The sequence below is a fragment of the Aliihoeflea aestuarii genome, assembly GCF_024105665.1.
GTDB classification, from domain to species: Bacteria; Pseudomonadota; Alphaproteobacteria; order Rhizobiales; family Rhizobiaceae; genus Aliihoeflea; species Aliihoeflea aestuarii.
Genome location: NZ_JAAAMK010000010.1, coordinates 96,068 through 115,208 on the forward strand (window position 1 = coordinate 96,068; position 19,141 = coordinate 115,208).

Consider the following 19,141-nt stretch of genomic DNA (forward strand, 5'->3'; position numbering starts at 1 on the left):
CGGAACCCATGACTGAAAAACTCGATCTTACCGGCCGCGTGGCACTCGTCACCGGTGCGTCGCGCGGCATCGGCTACCACGTCGCCAGGGAACTCGCGGGTGCCGGCGCGCATGTCATCGCGGTCGCGCGGACCGTGGGTGGTCTGGAAGAACTCGACGACGAAATCCAGGCGGCCGGCGGTCAGGCAACGCTCGTCCCGCTCGACCTGACCGATGCGCCGGGCGTCGATCGGCTTGGCGGCGCGATCCATGAGCGCTGGAAGAAGCTCGACATCCTCGTCGCCAATGCCGGCATCCTCGGCATCATCGCGCCGCTCGGCCACGTCAAGGCGAAAGTCTTCGATCAGGTGATCGCGACGAACGTAACCGCGACCTGGCGCGTCATCCGCTCCGTCGATCCCCTCCTCAAGTTCTCCGATGCCGGTCGAGCCATCGTCATGACATCGGACCTCGCCGCCGCACCGCGCGCCTATTGGGGCCCCTTCGCCGCTTCCAAGGCGGCCGTGGCGGCAATGACGAAGAGCTGGGCGCTGGAGACGCAAAACACCACGCTGCGCGTCAACCTCGTCGATCCAGGGCCGACACGCACGGCGCACCGCGCGCTGGCCATGCCGGGCGAAGACCCGAAAAGCGTTCCGCACCCATCGGAAATCGCCGGGCGCATCGCCGCGCTCGCCGCGCCTTCTGTCAACGTCACCGGCAAGACCTTTTCCATTCGCGAGGACCGGTTCGTCGACCTGTCGTCCTGACGGAACCATTTTCATTTCGTCCGATTGATTCTGATCGCCATTCGGCTACGCTCCGCTACCCAACGGCCGGAAGAGCCGCTTGGTCCCGAGCAGGGAGGTGCGGCATGCTCCTGACTGTGTTGTCCATCGTCGCAGGCATTGCGGCTCTCTGGCTTGCTTTTGCGGTGTTCCTGATGAACCGGCAGGCGATTTCGCTGCGTCAGGCGCTGCTCTATGCCCCGCTGAAACTCGCCTTCCGCGTCGATGATTCGTCACTGCGCGCCGCACAGACGGATGGCCCGGTCATCTACGCGATCTCGCACCAGTCGGGCGTCGACCCGGCGCTGATGCTCTCGGTCCTGCCGGATGACACGCTGCACATTCTCGACGAGGCGTCCTCGCGCACGGCATGGCTCGAACCATGGCGGGAACTGGCGCGCACCATCGCCTTCAAGGCGCAGCACGTCTTCGTCAGCCGCCGCCTGACGCGCCGCCTCAAGGCCAAGGGCCGGCTTGCGGTCTATTTCCCGTTCGACGCCGAGCCCGACGTCAAGAGCTTCCGGCTCTATCGCGCGGTCGCGAAGATCGCGCTCGCGGCCGACGCCAAGGTCGTGCCGATCTACATTCGCGGCTCGAGCCATCTGCCCGGCGCCTATGAGCCGGCGGCAAAGACCCCGCGCAAGCTCTTTCCGAAGCTGCGCATCATGGCAATGCCGCCCAGGACGATCGACGAACTGGTGGAAGCTGCCGGCCCGGTCGGCGTGACGACCGCGAACGCGCTGTTCGACCGGGTCGCCGAGGCGCGCTTCTTCAGTCAGGGCCGCCCGAAGACGATCTTCCATGCCGTCCGCAGCGCCGCGCTTCTCTACGGTGCCGGCCGCGTGATCGTTGAGGATGTGGCGGGTGAACGGCTGACCTATCGCGGCCTTCTCGCCCGGGCGCGGATGCTGTCCGGCAAACTGGTCGAAATCGGCACGGCGGGCGACACGGTCGGGCAGCTTTTGCCGAACGGCGCGCAAAGCTTTGCGACATTCATCGCACTTCAGTCGGCGGGCCGTGTCGCGGCGATGATGGGTCCGGGTGTCGGCCCGCTGAACCTCGTCCGCAACGGGGCGATCCGAACGATCATCACCTCGCGCGCACATGTCGAGAAGGCACGGCTTGCGGGCGAGATCGACGCGTTGACGCAGGCCGGCGCGCGCATCGTTTATATCGAGGATATCGAAGCCTCCCTCACGGGTGTCGATCGACTGCTCGGTTGGATGACGTGGCGTGCCCGGCGTCTTGCGCGGCGCGCTGACGATCCTGCCGTCGTGCTTTTCAAGCAAGCCACCGAAGGCGGCCAGCGTGGCGTGGTTCTGACCAATGCCAACCTTATCGCCAACGCGGCACAGATCGAGGCGCGGCTGGTGCTGTCGCGCGGCGATATGATGCTCGCGGTCCTGCCGCAGCACACCTCACTCGGCCTGACCGTCGGCCTCGTCCTGCCCCTGATGAAGGGTGTGCGGGCGCTGACCTATCCCTCGCCGCTCCACACCCGCCAAATCCCGCAGGTCGTAGCCACTCGTCGCCCGACGATCCTTTTTGCGACCGACGCGCTGCTTTCCGCCTATGGCAAATCCGCTCAAAGCTCGGATTTTGAAAGCCTGCGGCTGATCATTGCCGGGGGCGCGCGGTTGCGCGGGACAACGCGCACGCTTTGGCAGGAGCGTTTCGGCAAGACCATCATGGAAGGCTACGGCATGACGGAGACGGCGCCTGTCGTCGCCGTGAATTCCATCACGCATGGACGAGGCGGCACCGTCGGTCGTCTTTTGCCCGGCATGCGGATGCGTCTCGAGCCCGTTGACGGGCTCGGAAAGGGCGATCTCCTGTGGGTGTCGGGTCCGAACATCGCCAACCGGTATCTGGCCGAGGAAACGCCGATCCTGCAGGATGGCTGGTTCGACACGGGCGATATCGTCACTATCGATCGCGAAGGCTACATAAACATCGTCGGTCGCACGGAGCGTCTGGCAAGCGTGGATGGCGTCACCGTGCCGGTGGCGCTTTCCGAGGAAGGCGCAGAGGCCGTCTGGCCCGAGGCGGTCCATGGCGCGATCGCGCAGCGGCAGCCCGATGGCACGGACAGGATTGTTCTCTTCACCACGGAGCCCGATGCCGATCGTTCGGCGCTGTCGCGGCGCTGGAAGCGTCTCGGCTTCCAGTCGGGTGCCCTACCGGCCACGGTGATCGCAATCAAATCGATGCCGACCACGATCAATGGCCGGATCGACTATGCCCGGCTCGCAGCCCTTGCCGGCGAAGGCAACGATTTAAGCAGCGCTGCCTGACGCCTCGTCCACCGCTGTTTCGTGTTCGGCCTGCGCCGCGCGCCGGCCATAGGCGCGCACGCTGAACGGCAGCATCAGGAAGTAGGCAGCGGCCGTCAAAGCGAGCGTCGTCCACGTATAGCTGAACAGAAGCGCCACATAACCGACGATGGCGAGGATCAGCGGCAGGACGAGGTCGCGGCGCACACGCATGCCGCTCGACTTGCCCGAATAGACCGGCAACTGGCTGACCAGAAGCAGCGCCACGAAGATGGTGAAGGCGGCCGAGATGAAACCGAACGTCTGGTTCACCGGCACGCCGATGAGGCCCAGATAGACCGGCATCAATACCAGAAGCGCGCCGGCCGGGGCCGGGACGCCGACGAAATAGTCGTTCTGCCAGGCGGGGCGGTCCGGATCGTCGAGCATCACGTTGAACCGGGCGAGCCGCAGGCAGCAGGCGATCGCGAAGACCAGCGCCGCCGTCCAGCCGAACGCGCCCGCCGAATTTAGCACGAAGGCGTAGAGCACGAGTGCCGGTGCGACGCCGAAATTCATGATGTCGGCCAGCGAATCCATCTGTGCGCCGAAGGGCGAACTCGCCTTCAGCATACGTGCCAGCCGGCCGTCGAGCGCATCGAGGCAGGCGGCCAGCAGCACCAGTGCGACGGCGATTTCGAAGCGGTCCTCGAAGGCCAGCCGGATTCCCGACAGGCCCGCGCAGATCGACAGCACCGTGACGAGGTTCGGCAGGATCAGTCGCAGCGGGATTTCGCGCAGACGCGGGCTGCGGCGGCGCGCGCTCGTCTCATATGTCGCGAAAGGCCACATCACGACACCCTGACGAGCGGGGGTGTCCTGGCGGCGTCGAATTCGGCGATGATCGTCTCGCCCGCAACGGCCGTCTGGCCGATATGGACGCGGGTGACGGCGTTGCGCGGCAGATAGACGTCGAGCCGCGAGCCGAAGCGGATGATGCCGAAGCGCTCGCCGATGCCGATATCGCTGTCCGCATCCGCCCAGCATACGATCCGGCGCGCCACGAGGCCCGCCACCTGCACCACGCCGACCTGTCCGTTCGGGCTTTCGATCACGAGGCCGTTGCGCTCGTTCTCGACGCTCGCCTTGTCGAGTTCGGCGTTGACGAACTTGCCCGCGCGATACTCGATGCGCGAGATGCGCCCGCGCACCGGCGCGCGGTTCACATGGCAGTTGAAGACATTCATGAATACGGAAACGCGCGTCATCTCGCTCGCCCCGAGGCCCAGTTCAGCCGGCGGCAAAGCCGGGCCGACCGCCGAGACGACGCCGTCAGCCGGGCTGACGACCAGCTTGTCGTCCACCGGCGTCACGCGTTCGGGATCGCGGAAGAAGTAGGTGCACCATGCCGTCAGGATCAGACCGATCCAGAAAAGCGTGGTCGAGAAGATCGCAAGAATCAGCGTGACGACCGCGAAGCCGGCTATGAAGGGGTAACCTTCCCGGTTGATGGGGACGAAGGTCTTCCTGATCGTGTCGACGAGGCTCATGAAACCGTCCGGCTGGAGTTGGCAAAGGGCTCAATTAGCCCAATACCCACCCGGTCGCAACGCGTCACCCCTCCTCGCGTTCCGTCTCCACTTCCGGCGTGCGACGGCGTACGACGACGCCGAGGTCGTCCTCTTCGCGTGCCTGCCGCAGCTTTTCCTCGGCTTCCGTCGCTTCACGCTGGCGTGCCCACATCGCAGCATAAAGGCCGCCCGCGCCAAGCAGGTCGCCATGACGGCCGCGCTCGGCGATCTCGCCATCCTTGAGGACGATGATCTCGTCGGCGCCGATGACGGTCGACAGGCGATGCGCGATGACGATCGTGGTGCGCCCCTTCGAGACGAGATCGAGCGCGGCCTGGATTTCCTGCTCCGTATGCGTGTCGAGCGCGGAGGTCGCCTCGTCGAGGATCAGGATCGGCGGCGCTTTCAGGATCGTTCGCGCGATCGCCACGCGCTGTTTCTCGCCGCCCGACAGTTTCAGGCCGCGTTCTCCAACCATGGAGCGGTAGCCGCCGGGCAGGCGCTCGATGAACGGCCCGATCTGCGCCAGTTCGGCAGCGCGCTTCACTTCGTCCTCGCCCGCCGATATGCGCCCGTAGCGGATATTGTAGGCGATCGTGTCGTTGAAGAGCACGGTGTCCTGCGGGACCATGCCGATCACGGCGCGCAAGCTTTCCTGCGTGACTTCGCGCACGTCCTGCCCGTCGATGGTGATCACGCCCGAGCCGATGTCGTAGAAGCGATAGAGAAGGCGCGAGACGGTCGACTTGCCGGCACCCGACGGGCCGACAATGGCGACGGTGCGACCGGCGGGAACCTCGAAGCTGACGCCTTTCAGGATCGGGCGGGCCGGATCGTAGGCGAAATGCACGTCGTCGAAGCGCACGGTCCCCCTGTCGACCGCGAGTTGCCGCGCATCGGGGCGATCCTCCACCTCCTGCGGCACGTCGAGAAGATCGAACATGTTCTCGATGTCGGTCAGGCCCTGCCGGATTTCGCGATAGATGAAGCCGATGAAGTTGAGCGGAACCGAAAGCTGCATCAGCATGGCGTTGACGAAGACGAAATCGCCGAGTGTATGGGTTCCCTGCGACACCTCCCAGGCCGACAGCGCCATGACCGCCGCCATGCCGATGCCGAAGATGACGCCCTGGCCGAAGTTCAGCCAGCCGAGCGAGGTCCAGGTCTTGGTGGCCGCCTCCTCGTAGCGCGCCATCGAGCGGTCGAAGCGTTCGGCCTCCATCTTCTCGTTGCCGAAATATTTGACCGTCTCGAAATTCAGAAGCGAATCGATCGCCTTGGTATTGGCGTCGGTGTCGCTCTCGTTCATCTCGCGGCGGATCTCGATACGCCAGTCGCTCGCCTTCACGGTGAACCACGTATAGAGAACGACCGTCGCCGCGATGATCGCGACATAGATCCAGCCATAGGCGACCGCGAAGATGATCGCCGTCAGCGCGAATTCGAGAATGGTCGGGACCGTGTTGAGGATCGTGAACCGCACGATCGCGTCGATGCCCTTCGTGCCGCGCTCGATGATGCGCGACAGGCCGCCCGTGCGCCGTTCCAGATGGAAGCGAAGCGACAGTTCATGCATATGTACGAAGGTCTTGTGGGCAAGCTGGCGCACGGCATACTGACCGACGCGGGCGAACAGGGCGTCGCGCAACTGGTTGAAGCCGAGTTGCACGATGCGCACGACATTATAGGCAAGAACCAGCATCACCGGCGCGACCAGCAGCGCCGGAATGTAATCGGGCGCGGCGAACTGACCGTTCAGCGCATCCGTCGCCCATTTGAAGAAATACGGAACGAGGATGAGAATCAGTTTGGCGATCACGAGGAAGACAGTCGCCCAAACCACGCGCAGCTTCAGGTCGGGCCGGTCGTCGGGCCACATATAGGGCCACAAATTGACGAGCGTCGCCAGGACGGAGCCGGATTCGGCGGAGACGGTCTTGGGCTTAGTTGCCACTATTCTTGTCCTTGCAGGATTGCGGTTCGCCCGCGCAGCAGGCCTCAATGAGGCCGGCAAGGCTCGTCGAAAGGCCGGCGAGCGCCGCGCGATCGACCTGATAGACCGAGCGCGGGCGCTCCGGCCGGTAGATGACCAGCCCCGCATCGACCAGGATTTTCAGATGCTGCGACACGGTCGACTGCGCCAGATCGAGGCACTCGACGACTTCCTTGCAGCAACAAGCAGGATGGCCAGACAGATGCTGGAGGATGCGCAGCCGTGCGGGATGCGCAAGCGCGCCAAGGCGGCCGGCAAGCATCTTCTCGATCGGCGTGGGGGAACCCTGAATCGTATTCATCGTTCATCGCCGATAAACGATGATCGTTGCAGATGCAAGGTCGCGTCGGCGCAGTCGCTCGTTATTCGGTGGATGTCTGCGGCGCGAGCTGATCCGAGACGGTGCTCATATCGGCCCGCTCACCTTCTTCTGTTTCTTCCGGAACGGCAAAGATCTGGCCCGGCCAGATCATGTCGGGATCGCGGATTTGATCCTGATTGGCCAGATAGATCGTCGAATACCGCACGCCGCGGCCGTAGACGCGGCGCGAAATGCGCCAGAGCGTATCGCCGCGCCGGATGATGACGGACCCGTCGACGGACTGAAGACCGGGCGACATCGTCTCTTCGATCGCAGCGGAAGCCGAGTCCGTGGTCGGCACCGTCCGGGGTGTTTCCGGTGTCGTGACCGCGTCTGTCTGCGGGGTCGCGGCTGGCTTTCCCGCCTCGGGGGTTTCAGGTGAAGTCGCCGCACCCGAACCCGGCTGCGACGTATCCGTCCGCGCCTGCGTCTGCGGCGCATCGACGTCCGCCGGACGCGCCTCCCGCTCGTCCCCGGCCCCGGTGTCGGCGCTTGCAGCGGATTCACGCGGCGCCACGGCCGCAACCGTCTCGCCCGGCTCGCGCTGGAACGGCACCGCCGCACGCGCCGTGACCTCGCCGCCCGGCCCGATCACGTCGGCGCGCACGATATAATCGCCCACCGCCAGGTCGGCGTGCGTTTCGATCAGGAAGCGGCCGGCCTCGGACACCTGCGCCTCGCCGAGCAGGATGTCGTTCGCGTAGACGCGCAATGTCGTGCCCGCCGTACCCCGCCCGGCCACGAAGACCGAGCGCCCCTCGATCTCGATCGCCTCGACGGCGAGCGTGTTGCGTGGGGTCGCGGGACGCGACGGCGCCACTTCCGCCGGTTCAGGGTCGACGCGAGCGACCTCGGCTTCGTCGGTCGCAGCATCCGTTTCCGTCGCGCTTTCGGCCTGTTCGTCGGGCGTATCCGTGGCGGCTTGCGTCTGCCCTGCCTCGGCGATCTCGCGCTCGGCCTCGTCGGCTGCGTTCGCGTCTTCCTGCATAGCTTGCGCTTCGGGAACGGTGATCAGCCGCGATGCGGCGCCCGGCTCCTCGACCAGCGCCAGAACCTGACCGGACGAATTGTCCGGCACTGACACGATCGCGGTTTCGAGCGACGTCGTCACCTGCCCCTCATCCGGCCCGGTCGAGCGCAGAACGATCTGATAGTCGCCCGGATCGAGCGAATCGTCGAGCACGGCGGCGAAATCGCCGCTGGGTCCGACATCGGCGCGCGCGATCACATGAGCACCTGCGACGACCTCGATTTCGGAATTAGGCTCCGCGCTGCCGGCGATCACCATGGACCCGTTCGGCTCGACCCGCACGATATGGAAGGATGGAATCGCAAGGTCTTCGCCCTCACCCGTCTGCGTCGTCTCAGCAGAGTCATCAGCCTCGGGGAGCGCAGCGATCTCGGCGTCTTGCGAAGGAGCGTCGGTTTGGGGTGCGGGCGCGGGCGCGCCGGCCGCATCCTCATCCTCAAGAACGGCGACGGGCCTGTCGCCTGTCGCCGCACCGCCTGCCGGGGCAGCCGAATCGGGCGCCGACGCGACCGGTGATCCCGTGTCTCGCGATGCCCAGGGATCATAGATGCCCGTATAGTAAGCCGTTCCGGCAGCCGCCGTGATTCCGCCGGCGGCAAACAGCAGGATCTTCAACCAGTTCGCAATCATCGCGCCTTCCCCAAACCGGCTTACGAGCCGGCAAAGCCCGGTTTATCCCGTTTCTCGAAGCGCCACAAGAAAAAGGCCGTAGCGGCTCTTGACCTGTTCGGGCATGGGCCTACCCAATGCGCGCATGAGCACGATTCGATCCATCTGCGTCTATTGCGGATCCTCGCCGGGCAACAGCCCCGTCTATCTCGAAGCCGGCCGCACGCTCGGCCGTGCCATGGCGGCGGCGGGCATCACGCTGGTCTATGGCGGCGGCCTGAAGGGCATCATGGGCGCGGTCGCGAACGGAGCCGTCGAAGGCGGCGGCAGTGTCACCGGCATCATCCCGCGCTTTTTGATCCGCAAGGAAGCGGGCGACGCGACCGGGCTCGATCATCTGGACGAAGTGATCATCACCGAAGACATGCATGAGCGCAAACATGCCATGTTCGAGCGTTCCGATGCCTTCGTCGCCTTGCCGGGCGGTATCGGCACGGTCGAGGAGATCGTCGAGATCATGACATGGGCGCAGCTCGGCCGGCACGAAAAGCCGATGGTTTTCGGCAATGTGGCGGGCTTCTGGAACCCCATGCTGTCGCTGATCGATCACATGAAGGGCGAAGGCTTCATCCATTCCCAGCATCTGGTGCGCCCGCTCGTCGTCGACGATGCGGCCGACATCGTGCCGGCAATCATCGAGGCAGCAAAGCGGCGCACCGATATGGACGGCGATCAGGCGATCATCGAGCGGATGTAGCGGCGATCGCGCCTGCCTTGCGCTGGGTCAGCATCGACCATGTGAAGATCGCCAGCGCCGCCCAGATGAACAGGAAGGCGACGAAAGTCGTCAGCGTGAACGGCTCCCTGAAGATGAAGACCGCCACGAGGAAGATGATGCTCGGCGCAATGTACTGCATCATGCCGATAGTCGAGAGTTTCAGCAGCTTGGCGCCGTTGGCATAGAGCATCAGCGGGATCGCGGTGACCAGACCCGAGGCCAGAAGCAGCCATGTGTCCAGCCCGGTCAGACTGCCGAAATGCGTGTTTCCGCTTGCCGTCAGCCAGACGATGTAACCGAGCGCGGGCACGCTGATAAGCAACACTTCGACGAAGAACCCCTGATTGGGGCCGATGGGCAGCGACCGCTTGAACATGGCGTAGAAGCCCCACGTCACCGCCAGTCCGACCGAGACCCAGGGCAGGCCGCCGCGCTCCCATGTCAGGATCGAGACGGCGACGACGGCGAAACCGATTGCGACGATCTGCGCGCGCCCCAGCCTTTCGCCGAGAAACACCGCTGCGAGGAACACGCTGAAAAGCGGATTTATGTAATATCCCAGCGCCGCCTCGACCGTACGTCCGACCGCAATCGCCCAGATATAGATTCCCCAGTTGACCGAAATGAGCGACGCGGTCACAACCGCCATGCCCAGCATGCGCGGCGTCGTCAGCGCAATCTTGATGTCGGCCGTTCGGCCGAGCCACAAAAGGACGAATCCCGCGATCGGAAGCGACCAGAGCGCGCGATGCGCCACCACTTCGGCCGCCGGCATATGCGCGACAGCCTTCATGTAAAAGGGCAAAAAGCCCCATAGAAGATAGGCGGAACCCGCGAAAGCAAAGCCGCGAAGGGACTCGTTTTGCTGGGCGTTCGGCGTGTCGGTCATGTCATCGAGCAGTCTGGAAGCATGTGCATGACCGCCCTGTCGCATACGCGACCCATCGAACACCATCGCAAATCATTGATGCACCCATCGCGATTCGCTGATGGACCAATCACGCAGCTCGTGCATCCACGGCAGGACCGGCCTTGACCAACTTGTAGACAATCGAATCCATGAGGGCCTGAAACGAGGCATCGATGATGTTTTCCGAAACGCCCACCGTCCACCAGCGCTCGCCGGTCGCGTCATGCGATTCGATCAGGACGCGGGTGATCGCCTCGGTGCCGCCATTGAGGATACGCACCTTGTAGTCGACCAGTTCGAGGTCCTCGATTTCCGCCTGAAACTTGCCGAGGTCCTTGCGCAAGGCGAGATCGAGCGCGTTGACGGGCCCGTGTCCCTCGGCGACCGACATCTTCTCCTCGCCGTCCACGGTCAGCTTCACGATGGCTTCCGAGACGGTCTTCAACTCGCCATTGGCGTCGAAGCGGCGCTCCACCATGCAGCGGAAGCTCTCGACCTTGAAGAAATCCGGCACGCGGCCGAGCGTGCGGCGCGCCAGAAGCTCGAAGCTCGCATCCGCGCCCTCATAGGCATAGCCTTGCGCCTCCCGCTCCTTCACCAGCGAAATCAGCGTATCGAGGCGCGGATCGGCCTTGTCGACCACGATGCCGCGCCGCTTGAGTTCGGCGATGAAATTCGACTTGCCGCCCTGATCCGACACCATGACGCGGCGCGCATTGCCGACGCTTTCCGGCGGTACGTGCTCGTAAGTTTCCGGTTCCTTCAAAATGGCGGAGGCGTGGATGCCGGCCTTGGTCGCGAAGGCCGATGCGCCGACATAGGGCGCCTGCGCATTCGGCGCGCGGTTCAAAAGTTCGTCGAAGCCACGCGACAGCCGCGCCAACCCTTCGAGCCGTTCCGGCGTGATCGCCGTTTCGAAGCGATCCGCGAAGGCCGGCTTCAGAACCAGCGTCGCGATCAGCGTTACGAGATTGGCATTGCCGCAGCGCTCGCCGATTCCGTTCAGCGTGCCCTGCACCTGCCGCACACCGGCCTCGATGGCCGCCAATGAGTTCGCCACCGCCTGCCCCGTGTCGTCATGCGCATGGATGCCCAGCCGGTCGCCGGGAATGCCCGCCGCAATCACCTTGGCGACGATCTCGCGCACTTCGGCCGGCTGCGTGCCGCCATTGGTATCACACAGGACGACCCAGCGCGCGCCTGCATCGTATGCCGCTTTGGCGCATGCCACGGCATAATCGGGATTGGCCTTGAACCCGTCGAAGAAATGCTCGCAATCGACCAGAGGTTCGCGACCGGCCGCTTTCGCCGCCTCGACCGAGGCGCTGATCGATTCCAGATTCTCGTCATTGGTGCAGCCGAGCGCGACGCGAACGTGGTAGTCCCAGCTCTTGGCGACGAAGCAGATCGCATCCGCCTTCGCCTGCAAGAGCGCCGCAAGCCCCGGATCGTTCGAGGCCGACACCCCTGCCCGTTTCGTCATGCCGAAGGCGACGAAAGCCGATCTGCCGGTGCGCTTTTTCTGGAAGAACGCCGTGTCCGTCGGATTCGCGCCCGGATAGCCGCCCTCGACATAGTCGATGCCGAATTCGTCGAGCATTCCCGCGATGGCGATCTTGTCCTCAAGCGAAAAATCGACCCCCGGCGTCTGCTGGCCGTCTCTGAGGGTCGTATCGAATAGATACACGCGCTCGCGGGTCATGGTCTGTCCTTCTGCGGCCAGGTCTCGGTGTCGTGGTCGGGATGCTGGAACGAGACGATGTCCGACAGGAACGTCGCCTCATCATCGGATTCGGTCGGAAAACCCGGCAACTCATGAAGCCCGTCGACATAGGGCAGCTTTTCCTCGACGCCCCACTGCTTCGTCGGCGCAACATCCTCCGGCCGGTCGAACGCACCGATAGCAAGCGCGATCCCGTCGGGCGCCTCGTAGGTCAGCGGCGTGCCGCATTCGCCGCAAAAGCCGCGCAGCCCATGGTTCGATGAGCGGAAACGCTTTGGCTCCCCGCGTGTCCACGACAGATCGTCCGGCGTCACATTCGCCAACGGCGCGTAGAAATTGCCGAACGCCTTCTGACACATACGGCAATGACAGATCGACGCCTGATTGAGTGCACCCTCGATGCGAAAACGCACCGCCCCGCACTGGCAACCGCCTGTATAGACCGGCTTGTTGGGAAGGCTCATGATTTACTCCGGCCGGTGGCAAACGGCTTCTATATTGTTACCGTCCGGATCAAAGAGAAATGCGCCGTAATAGTCCGCATGATATTGCGGCCGAAGGCCAGGCGCACCGTTGTCTTTGCCGCCCGCATTCAAACCCGCAGCGTAAAAAGCGTCGACCTCAGCGCGGTTGTTCGCGGTGAAGGCAGTGTGTCGGCCCAAGCCCACTTCCTTGCTTTCATGAAGCCAGAAATCCGGCTTGTCGCGTCCATAGCCGCCGACGTTTCGGCCATCGGTGAACTCCTTCGGAACGACATAGAGCAACTTAGCGCCAATTGCGGCGAAAACCGCATCGTAGAAAGCCTTGGACTTTTCCCAGTCCGAAACGGGTATGCCGGTATGATCGATCATCACAGCCTCCTTGGCTTCGTCACCTTTTCACTTCCCAGGTCGTCACGCGCTCGCCCGTCGCCGGGTCCTTGCCGTCCTTCAACTGGACGCCCTGTTCCAGGAGTTCGTCGCGGATGCGGTCGGCCTCGCCCCAGTTCTTGTCGCGGATGAAGGCGAGGCGTTCAGCAACGAAGCGCGCAACCTCGGCCTCGTCGACCTCGACCGCTTCAGCCTCCAGCCCGAGAAATGCGAGCGTCGCCTTCAGCGAGGCGGCAGATTCGGGCGTGCCGACGCCCGCCAGTTGCGTCAATGCATGGATTGCATCGCTTGTCGCCAGGTCGTCGGCGAGCGCATCCAGAACGGCCGGTGCGATCTCACCTTCGCCGTGCGCTTGATCCGCAACACGCATCCAGCGCCGCAGGATGTTTTCCGCCTCCTCCAGACGCCGCACGGAAAAGTCGATCGGCTCGCGATAATGCGTCATCAGCATGGCCAGACGCAGCACCGCGCCGGGCCATCTGCGGCCGCCGAATTTCTGCGTCGCCAGCAATTCGTTGATGGTGACGAAATTGCCCTCCGACTTCGACATCTTGCGGCCTTCGACCTGCAAAAAGCCGTTATGCATCCAGTAATTCGCCATCATTTCGGTACCGTGCGCGCAGCGCGACTGGGCAATCTCGTTCTCGTGGTGCGGGAAGATCAGATCGAGCCCGCCGCCATGAATGTCGAAGACTTCGCCGAGATAAGCGGCCGACATGGCCGAGCACTCGATGTGCCAGCCCGGTCGCCCGCGAATGCCCAGCCTCTCGCCATCGATAGTGAACGTCGCGTCCCAGCCCGGTTCGCTCGCGCTCGATGCCTTCCACAGGACGAAATCGCCCGCGTTCTTCTTATGCGCATCCACTGCCACCCGCGCACCGGCGCGCTGGTCTTCGAGATTGCGGCCAGACAAACCTCCGTAATCGGCCATCGATGCTGTATCGAACAGGATTTCGCCTGCAACCGCATAGGCATGGCCGCGATCGATCAGGCTTTGAATCAACGTCACCATATCCGCCTTGCCGTCGTCGCGCGGCAAAACGAACTCGGTCGCGCGCGGCTCGTGCGTCGGTGCAAGGCAGCCGAGGGACGCGACGTCCTCATGGAACTGGTTCGCCGTCGTCTCGGTGACCTTGCGGATCGCTGCATTCAGCGGCAGGTCGGGAAAATCGCGCAGGGCACGCGCGTTGATCTTGTCGTCGACGTCGGTGATGTTGCGGACATAGGTGACGTGTTCCGCGCCATAGACATGGCGCAGCAGACGGAAGAGCACGTCGAAGACGATGACGGGCCGTGCATTGCCGATATGGGCGAAGTCGTAGACCGTTGGACCGCACACATAGACGCGCACATTCGCCGGATCGATGGGCCGGAACGGCTCCTTCGTGCGCGTCAGCGTGTTGGTCAAGCGCAAGTGCGGCGCTTCAGTCATGAACGAACCTTCCAAAGAACCATATCACCCGGCTGGCCGGGAGGTTTTCTCGTTCACGATCGGAAGGGCGAAAACGTCCGGACCAGCGGGCTGCTAGCCGATAATGCAAATGCCGGTAATGGCGATACACGTTTTCATGCCCGCTTTATCGCGCCGCCGATGATGCGCGTCAAGCGCGGTGATGGCGGACGTGGCGGAAAAGTCACATAAAGAATTGGTTAAGCATGACCATCGAAATTGGTTAGAATTGTCATGATTTCCCTACCTCCTCGACAAGGTTTTGTCTCAATCGACCACCACCTTGAAATGGTTCGCAGCAACCTTGCCTCTAAGGATAGAAGAAATGCCGATCCTCGCCACCAAATCCGAACGACAACGCGTCGAATACAAGTCTCTGACCAGCCATTATCGTGGGATCGGCCCGGCGGCCGTGCTCGCGGCGCTCATCTTCTCGCCGCGCAAGCAGGTCGTTTCGCATGTCCGCAATCCGCAGGTTCTCAAGAACGCCGGTTGATTTCAAAAGAGCGAGAGCTGGTCCGCCTTTCGCTCCTCGCTGACAGGCTCCGGCGCGTCAGGCGCCGGATCGAGAAGACCCGGATCGTCATTGACGACCTTGTTGACGCGGTCCGAAACCGGGATCGCCTCGAAAAAATCCGGCTCCACAGGCCGCATCAGGTCGGCGACATCGCGCGGCTCGTTGTTAATACAGTCGAGCCAGCGTTCGAAATCTTCTTCCTGAATAACCACCGGCATGCGGTGATGGATCGGCGCGAGCGTCTCATTCGCGTTCGTCGTCAGGATCGCACCCGTATCCATCTCGCTTCCGTTCGGGTCGAGATAGGTTTCCATCAGTCCGGCAAAGGCGATCAGGCCGCCGCGTTTCGGTCTGATGAGGTAGGGCTGCGCGCCGGCTTTGCCCGTCCGCTTCCATTCATAGAAGCCGCTTGCCGGCACCAGCGTTCGATGATGGCGCAGCGCCGCACGGAATGTGGCTTTTTCGCCTGCCGTTTCGGACCGCGCATTGAAAAGCAGCGGGAAGCCCTTCACGTCCTTTACCCAGGATGGCAGCAGCCCCCATCGCACCAGAATCGCGCATCTGTCCGGCAGGTTCGAGCCGGGGGCGCGCGGATAACCCTTTCCGATCATCAGCACGGGCTGCGTCGGCGCGATGTTGAAGCGCGGCGCGATGCCGCCTTCATAATCCATGACGCCGAAAACCGCCTCGATCTCGGCAGCGGTCTGGTTAAGCACGAAACGTCCACACATGCGCCTTATGTAGACTCTCACGAACCGGAATGGGAGAGACCGGGTTGAAACGCATAAAGGCCGCATCGGTCGCTGCCATCCGCGACGACAGGTTCCTGCTGGTGCTGCGCGGGCGCGGCGCGGCGCGTGGGCAATACGCGTTTCCCGGAGGACGCTCCGAGGCTGGCGAGACGGCGGAGCAAACCGCTCGGCGTGAATTCATCGAGGAAACGGCCCTGGTGCCCGGCCGTCTCACGCCTATCAGCCGGGTCGAGATCGATGGCGAAGAGGTGCTTTACGAACTTGATGTATTCCTCTGCCTCGACGCCGAGGGCGATGCGGTCGCCGGCGACGACGCGGAGGCGGTGGGCTGGTACACGCTCGAGGACATGGCATCGCTCGACGTGACGCTTTCGACGCTGGAAATGGCCCGCGATCTCGCCACGTCACATTGCGGCCCGACAGCCGAGCGATTAGAGGAACCGGTCACATCATCGCGCGAGTCCTGACGAATATGCGCCTCCTTACACGCACGGTTCTGATTGCCGCACTGCTGATGCCCTTGGGCAATGCCGCGCGGGCCGTCGATTCACCGTTCGAGGCCAATCTCGTGCGCCTGTCGGAAGTGCTGGGTGCGCTCCATTTCCTGCGCAATCTGTGCGGCGAGGCCAGCAATGAATGGTTCGCTCATATGGAGCAGTTGCTGGAAGCCGAAGACCCCGATGAGACACGGCGCGCCCGCTTCGTGGCAAGTTTCAATTCAGGCTATCAGGCGTTCGAGCGCAACTATTCGCGCTGTACGCCCTCCGCGGTGGAAGCGATCGGGCGCTACATGAAGGAAGGCGAGGCGCTGACGCGCGATACCGCTACGCGCTACGGCAATTAGCATTCGATTAACTTTTTAATCAAAGTCTTCATGCGTGACATTTTTGTTGTGTTAAAAAGACTTAACCAGTCCTGGACGACATAACTCAAATGCCGAGCTTCAATCGGCGTCAAGGATAGACCGATGAACTACAGCCTCAACGATATCGACGCGATCATTCGCGAAGAAAAGCACCTGACGGCTGTCGAAAGTCACAGCGAAGCATGGGCGGAAGGTCTTTCGGCCGGCATCGAGCCCGAGATCATCGCCGAGGCGGCACTTGCTACCGCGTTGCGGGAACTGGTGAAGACGGCCGGCGAGGATTCGGCCGTCCTGCTTCTGGAGAAGATGCGCAAGCTCGCGCTCTCCGGCGCCTTCGACGGCGACAAGAAATTGCATTGAGCAGCGCGCGCCATCTCCCGTTGTGCTAGCATCGACGCCATGCCGATGCGTATCCGCTCCATTTTCCCCGCATTTTTCCTGGCATTTTTTGGGACGCCGGGTTTCGCACTCAGCGAACTTCCCGATGTCGGCGACCCGCCCTCGTTCGAAATTCCCCTGCCCGACCCGCTGCGATCCACTCCGGGCAGAACGGCCGAGGAAACGCCGCCTGCCATCCTCTACGACATATCGACCCTTCCCGAGCCCGTAGCGCGGATGCGCGAGCGCATCATGGATGCGTGCAAGGCCGGCGACATCGAGGCGCTGCGCCAGTTCCTGTCGACCGGCGCGAGGGCTACACAATTATCCCTTGCGGGTATGGACGGCGACCCGATCGATTTCCTGCGCACACTTTCTGGCGACGACGAAGGACACGAGATACTCGCGATCCTCTACGAGGTTCTGGCCGCCGGCTTCGTTCATCTCGACGCCGGGACGCCCGAGGAACTCTATGTCTGGCCCTATTTCGTTGCCATTCCGATCGCCGGTCTGACGCCACCGCAACGCGTCGAACTCTTCAAATTGGTCACTGCCGGCGATTATGAGGAAATGAAGACCTACGGAACCTATGTCTTCTTCCGTGTCGGCATTTCGCCCGACGGCGAGTGGGAGTTCTTCATCGGCGGTGAATGAAGCGAGGCTTGTCCGATCGCCGAGAGGCGCTTAGGTATCGGTCTTTCGATCCTGAAGGTCCGATTCATGCCCGTCGTCCATCTCACCGACCGCGCGCTCATCGCCGTCACCGGCCAAGACGCCGAGCATTTCCTGCAAAACCTGATCACGACGGATCTTGCGGCATTGGGCGCGCATGAAGCGCGGCCCAGCGCGCTTTTGACGCCGCAGGGCAAAATCCTGTTCGACTTCCTGATTTCGCGTGCTGGCGACGGGTTCGTGATCGAGTGCAGTGCCGAAATGGCCGACGATCTCGTCAAGCGACTGACGATCTACAAGCTGCGCGCCAAGGTCGAAATTTCCAAGCAAAGCGAACAGGTTGTGGCCATTTCGTGGGGAGATGAATCCGCAGCTTCACCTTCAGATTCAAGCTTGCGCGACACGCGTTTCGAAGAGCCGGTCATCCGTTATCACGCGGCAGTGCCGAACGCCACGACGGACGCGTCAGCCTGGATCGCCCTTCGCGCGGCCAACGGCATCGCCGAAAGCGGCAGCGACTTCGACCTGTCGGACGTCTTCCCGCATGACGTGCTCTACGACCAGAACGGCGGCGTCGGTCTGAAGAAGGGATGCTTCGTCGGTCAGGAAGTCGTCTCACGCATGCAACACCGCGGCACTGCGCGAAGGCGCGTGATGATCGCGCACGCCGATGTCGGTCTTCCGGATGCAGGCTCGGACGTCACCGTCAACGGGCGCAGCATCGGCAAGCTCGGATCGAGCGCTGACGGCGCTGCCATCGCCATCATGCGCATCGACAAGGTCAAGGACGCGCTCGATGCCGGCGACGACATCGTGGCAGGCGGCGCGCGCGTGATGCTGACCATCCCGTCATGGGCACGCTACACGCTGCCCGAAGCCAAAAGCGACGCCTGATGCCCGACCGTCCCGGCGCCCCCGCGCGCGCCTGGCAGCGCATGCTGTCGGGACGCAGGCTCGACCTGCTCGACCCGTCCCCGCTCGACATCGAGATTTCGGATATCGCGCACGGGCTCGCGCGCGTGGCGCGCTGGAACGGGCAGACTCATGGCGCACATGCCTTTTCGGTGGCACAGCACTCGCTGGTGGTGGAGGCCATCTTCGGCTCGATCGAAAGCGATCCCGAACCACGCTGGAAACTGGCCGCGCTGCTCCACGACGCGCCCGAATATGTGATCGGCGACATGATCTCGCCTTTCAAGCGTCAGATCGGCGACAGCTACCGGGCCGTCGAGCAACGCCTTCAAACCGCGATCCATCTGCACTTCGGCCTGCCGCCTGTCCTGCCCGCCGCGATCAAAAAGGCGATCAAGCGCGCCGACCAGATCGCCGCCTATCACGAGGCAACGCGGCTCGCGGGGTTCGGCATGGCAGAAGCGGTGAAATTTTTCGGCCGACCGACGGGCGTTACGGCCGGCGAGCTTTCGCTGGATCCCCAAGCCGCGACAGTGGTGCAAGATGCGTTTCTGGCGCGGTTTGCCGAGATCGAGAAAGCAGTGCGTAGTGGATAGGGCGAGGCCTGGCAACTGTGTTTTCAGGCGTATTGTTTTTGTTCGCGTTGCATTGCGTTGAGGACGGTGAGGAGTTTCCTTGCGACGGCGATGATGGCGAGTTTCTTGGAGCCGGATCTCGCGGCGATTGCGGTGT

General features: G+C 63.3%; 21 protein-coding genes. 10 read left to right on the forward strand and 11 right to left on the reverse strand.

Annotation, left to right across the window (positions count from 1 at the left end; genetic code table 11):
- Positions 1 to 8: 8 nt before the first annotated feature.
- Positions 9 to 749, forward strand: a complete 741-nt coding sequence (locus GTW25_RS17345) for an SDR family NAD(P)-dependent oxidoreductase (RefSeq protein ID WP_252913473.1) — start codon at positions 9 to 11, stop codon at positions 747 to 749.
- Positions 750 to 853: 104 nt separating this feature from the next.
- On the forward strand, positions 854 to 3,061 hold the full coding sequence (locus GTW25_RS17350; RefSeq protein ID WP_252913474.1) for an AMP-binding protein: 2,208 nt from the start codon (positions 854 to 856) through the stop codon (positions 3,059 to 3,061).
- On the opposite strand, the gene pssA is transcribed toward GTW25_RS17350, so the two are convergent.
- The 5 genes from pssA to GTW25_RS17375 all read right to left on the reverse strand — a co-directional run bounded on the left by pssA (position 3,044) and on the right by GTW25_RS17375 (position 8,604).
- Entirely contained in the window at positions 3,044 to 3,871 is an 828-nt protein-coding gene (pssA, locus tag GTW25_RS17355; protein WP_252913475.1) for a CDP-diacylglycerol--serine O-phosphatidyltransferase, read from the reverse strand. The genes GTW25_RS17350 and pssA overlap by 18 nt on opposite strands.
- Entirely contained in the window at positions 3,871 to 4,569 is a 699-nt protein-coding gene (locus GTW25_RS17360) for a phosphatidylserine decarboxylase (RefSeq protein WP_252913476.1), read from the reverse strand. Before GTW25_RS17360 ends, pssA begins: the two co-directional genes overlap by 1 nt.
- A gap of 64 nt (positions 4,570 to 4,633) precedes the next feature.
- Positions 4,634 to 6,544 (reverse strand): ABCB family ABC transporter ATP-binding protein/permease, encoded by a 1,911-nt coding sequence (locus tag GTW25_RS17365; protein ID WP_252913477.1) that lies wholly within the window; start codon positions 6,542 to 6,544, stop codon positions 4,634 to 4,636.
- Positions 6,534 to 6,884 (reverse strand): ArsR/SmtB family transcription factor, encoded by a 351-nt coding sequence (locus tag GTW25_RS17370; protein WP_252913478.1) that lies wholly within the window; start codon positions 6,882 to 6,884, stop codon positions 6,534 to 6,536. Before GTW25_RS17370 ends, GTW25_RS17365 begins: the two co-directional genes overlap by 11 nt.
- A 61-nt stretch (positions 6,885 to 6,945) precedes the next feature.
- Positions 6,946 to 8,604, reverse strand: coding sequence for a LysM peptidoglycan-binding domain-containing protein (locus tag GTW25_RS17375; protein ID WP_252913479.1), 1,659 nt, complete (start codon positions 8,602 to 8,604; stop codon positions 6,946 to 6,948).
- Positions 8,605 to 8,728: 124 nt separating this feature from the next.
- On the opposite strand from GTW25_RS17375, the gene GTW25_RS17380 reads away from it, so the two are divergent.
- Positions 8,729 to 9,340, forward strand: a complete 612-nt coding sequence (locus tag GTW25_RS17380) for an LOG family protein (RefSeq protein WP_252913480.1) — start codon at positions 8,729 to 8,731, stop codon at positions 9,338 to 9,340.
- Here the strand turns inward: GTW25_RS17380 and rarD are convergent.
- The 5 genes from rarD to cysS all read right to left on the reverse strand — a co-directional run bounded on the left by rarD (position 9,324) and on the right by cysS (position 14,295).
- A complete protein-coding gene (gene rarD, locus GTW25_RS17385) occupies positions 9,324 to 10,250 on the reverse strand; it encodes an EamA family transporter RarD (RefSeq protein WP_252913481.1) in 927 nt (308 codons plus the stop codon). The two genes, GTW25_RS17380 and rarD, sit on opposite strands and share 17 nt — an antisense overlap.
- Before the next feature lie 109 nt (positions 10,251 to 10,359).
- Positions 10,360 to 11,973: a citramalate synthase gene (gene cimA, locus GTW25_RS17390; protein WP_252913482.1), complete on the reverse strand. Its 1,614-nt coding sequence runs from the start codon at positions 11,971 to 11,973 to the stop codon at positions 10,360 to 10,362.
- On the reverse strand, positions 11,970 to 12,458 hold the full coding sequence (locus GTW25_RS17395) for a GFA family protein (protein WP_252913483.1): 489 nt from the start codon (positions 12,456 to 12,458) through the stop codon (positions 11,970 to 11,972). The genes cimA and GTW25_RS17395 overlap by 4 nt, the downstream gene beginning before the upstream one ends.
- A 3-nt stretch (positions 12,459 to 12,461) precedes the next feature.
- Positions 12,462 to 12,845 (reverse strand): VOC family protein, encoded by a 384-nt coding sequence (locus GTW25_RS17400; RefSeq protein WP_252913484.1) that lies wholly within the window; start codon positions 12,843 to 12,845, stop codon positions 12,462 to 12,464.
- A gap of 19 nt (positions 12,846 to 12,864) precedes the next feature.
- Positions 12,865 to 14,295 (reverse strand): cysteine--tRNA ligase, encoded by a 1,431-nt coding sequence (gene cysS, locus GTW25_RS17405; protein WP_252913485.1) that lies wholly within the window; start codon positions 14,293 to 14,295, stop codon positions 12,865 to 12,867.
- A gap of 343 nt (positions 14,296 to 14,638) precedes the next feature.
- Between cysS and GTW25_RS17410 the strand changes: the two genes are divergently transcribed.
- Positions 14,639 to 14,809 carry a transcriptional regulator gene (locus GTW25_RS17410; protein ID WP_252913486.1) on the forward strand — a complete coding sequence of 57 codons (171 nt, stop codon included), beginning with the start codon at positions 14,639 to 14,641 and terminating at the stop codon, positions 14,807 to 14,809.
- A gap of 2 nt (positions 14,810 to 14,811) precedes the next feature.
- Here GTW25_RS17410 and GTW25_RS17415 read toward each other — a convergent pair whose 3' ends face one another.
- Positions 14,812 to 15,561 (reverse strand): SOS response-associated peptidase, encoded by a 750-nt coding sequence (locus GTW25_RS17415; RefSeq protein WP_252913487.1) that lies wholly within the window; start codon positions 15,559 to 15,561, stop codon positions 14,812 to 14,814.
- A gap of 44 nt (positions 15,562 to 15,605) precedes the next feature.
- Here GTW25_RS17415 and GTW25_RS17420 point away from each other — a divergent pair, with 44 nt between their 5' ends.
- From GTW25_RS17420 to GTW25_RS17445, 6 genes are all read left to right on the forward strand, one after another.
- Entirely contained in the window at positions 15,606 to 16,049 is a 444-nt protein-coding gene (locus GTW25_RS17420) for an NUDIX hydrolase (RefSeq protein WP_252913488.1), read from the forward strand.
- Between the two features lie 5 nt (positions 16,050 to 16,054).
- The gene (locus GTW25_RS17425) at positions 16,055 to 16,426 is read left to right on the forward strand and encodes a TIGR02301 family protein (protein WP_252913489.1); all 372 of its coding nucleotides are present in this window, start codon (positions 16,055 to 16,057) and stop codon (positions 16,424 to 16,426) included.
- 123 nt (positions 16,427 to 16,549) lie between these two features.
- Positions 16,550 to 16,807 (forward strand): hypothetical protein, encoded by a 258-nt coding sequence (locus GTW25_RS17430; RefSeq protein WP_252913490.1) that lies wholly within the window; start codon positions 16,550 to 16,552, stop codon positions 16,805 to 16,807.
- A 39-nt stretch (positions 16,808 to 16,846) separates the two neighbouring features.
- Positions 16,847 to 17,479 (forward strand): hypothetical protein, encoded by a 633-nt coding sequence (locus tag GTW25_RS17435; protein WP_252913491.1) that lies wholly within the window; start codon positions 16,847 to 16,849, stop codon positions 17,477 to 17,479.
- Positions 17,480 to 17,545: 66 nt separating this feature from the next.
- Positions 17,546 to 18,391 carry a CAF17-like 4Fe-4S cluster assembly/insertion protein YgfZ gene (gene ygfZ / locus GTW25_RS17440; protein ID WP_252913492.1) on the forward strand — a complete coding sequence of 282 codons (846 nt, stop codon included), beginning with the start codon at positions 17,546 to 17,548 and terminating at the stop codon, positions 18,389 to 18,391.
- The gene (locus GTW25_RS17445) at positions 18,388 to 19,005 is read left to right on the forward strand and encodes a YfbR-like 5'-deoxynucleotidase (RefSeq protein WP_372493233.1); all 618 of its coding nucleotides are present in this window, start codon (positions 18,388 to 18,390) and stop codon (positions 19,003 to 19,005) included. Before ygfZ ends, GTW25_RS17445 begins: the two co-directional genes overlap by 4 nt.
- Positions 19,006 to 19,141: the final 136 nt, after the last annotated feature.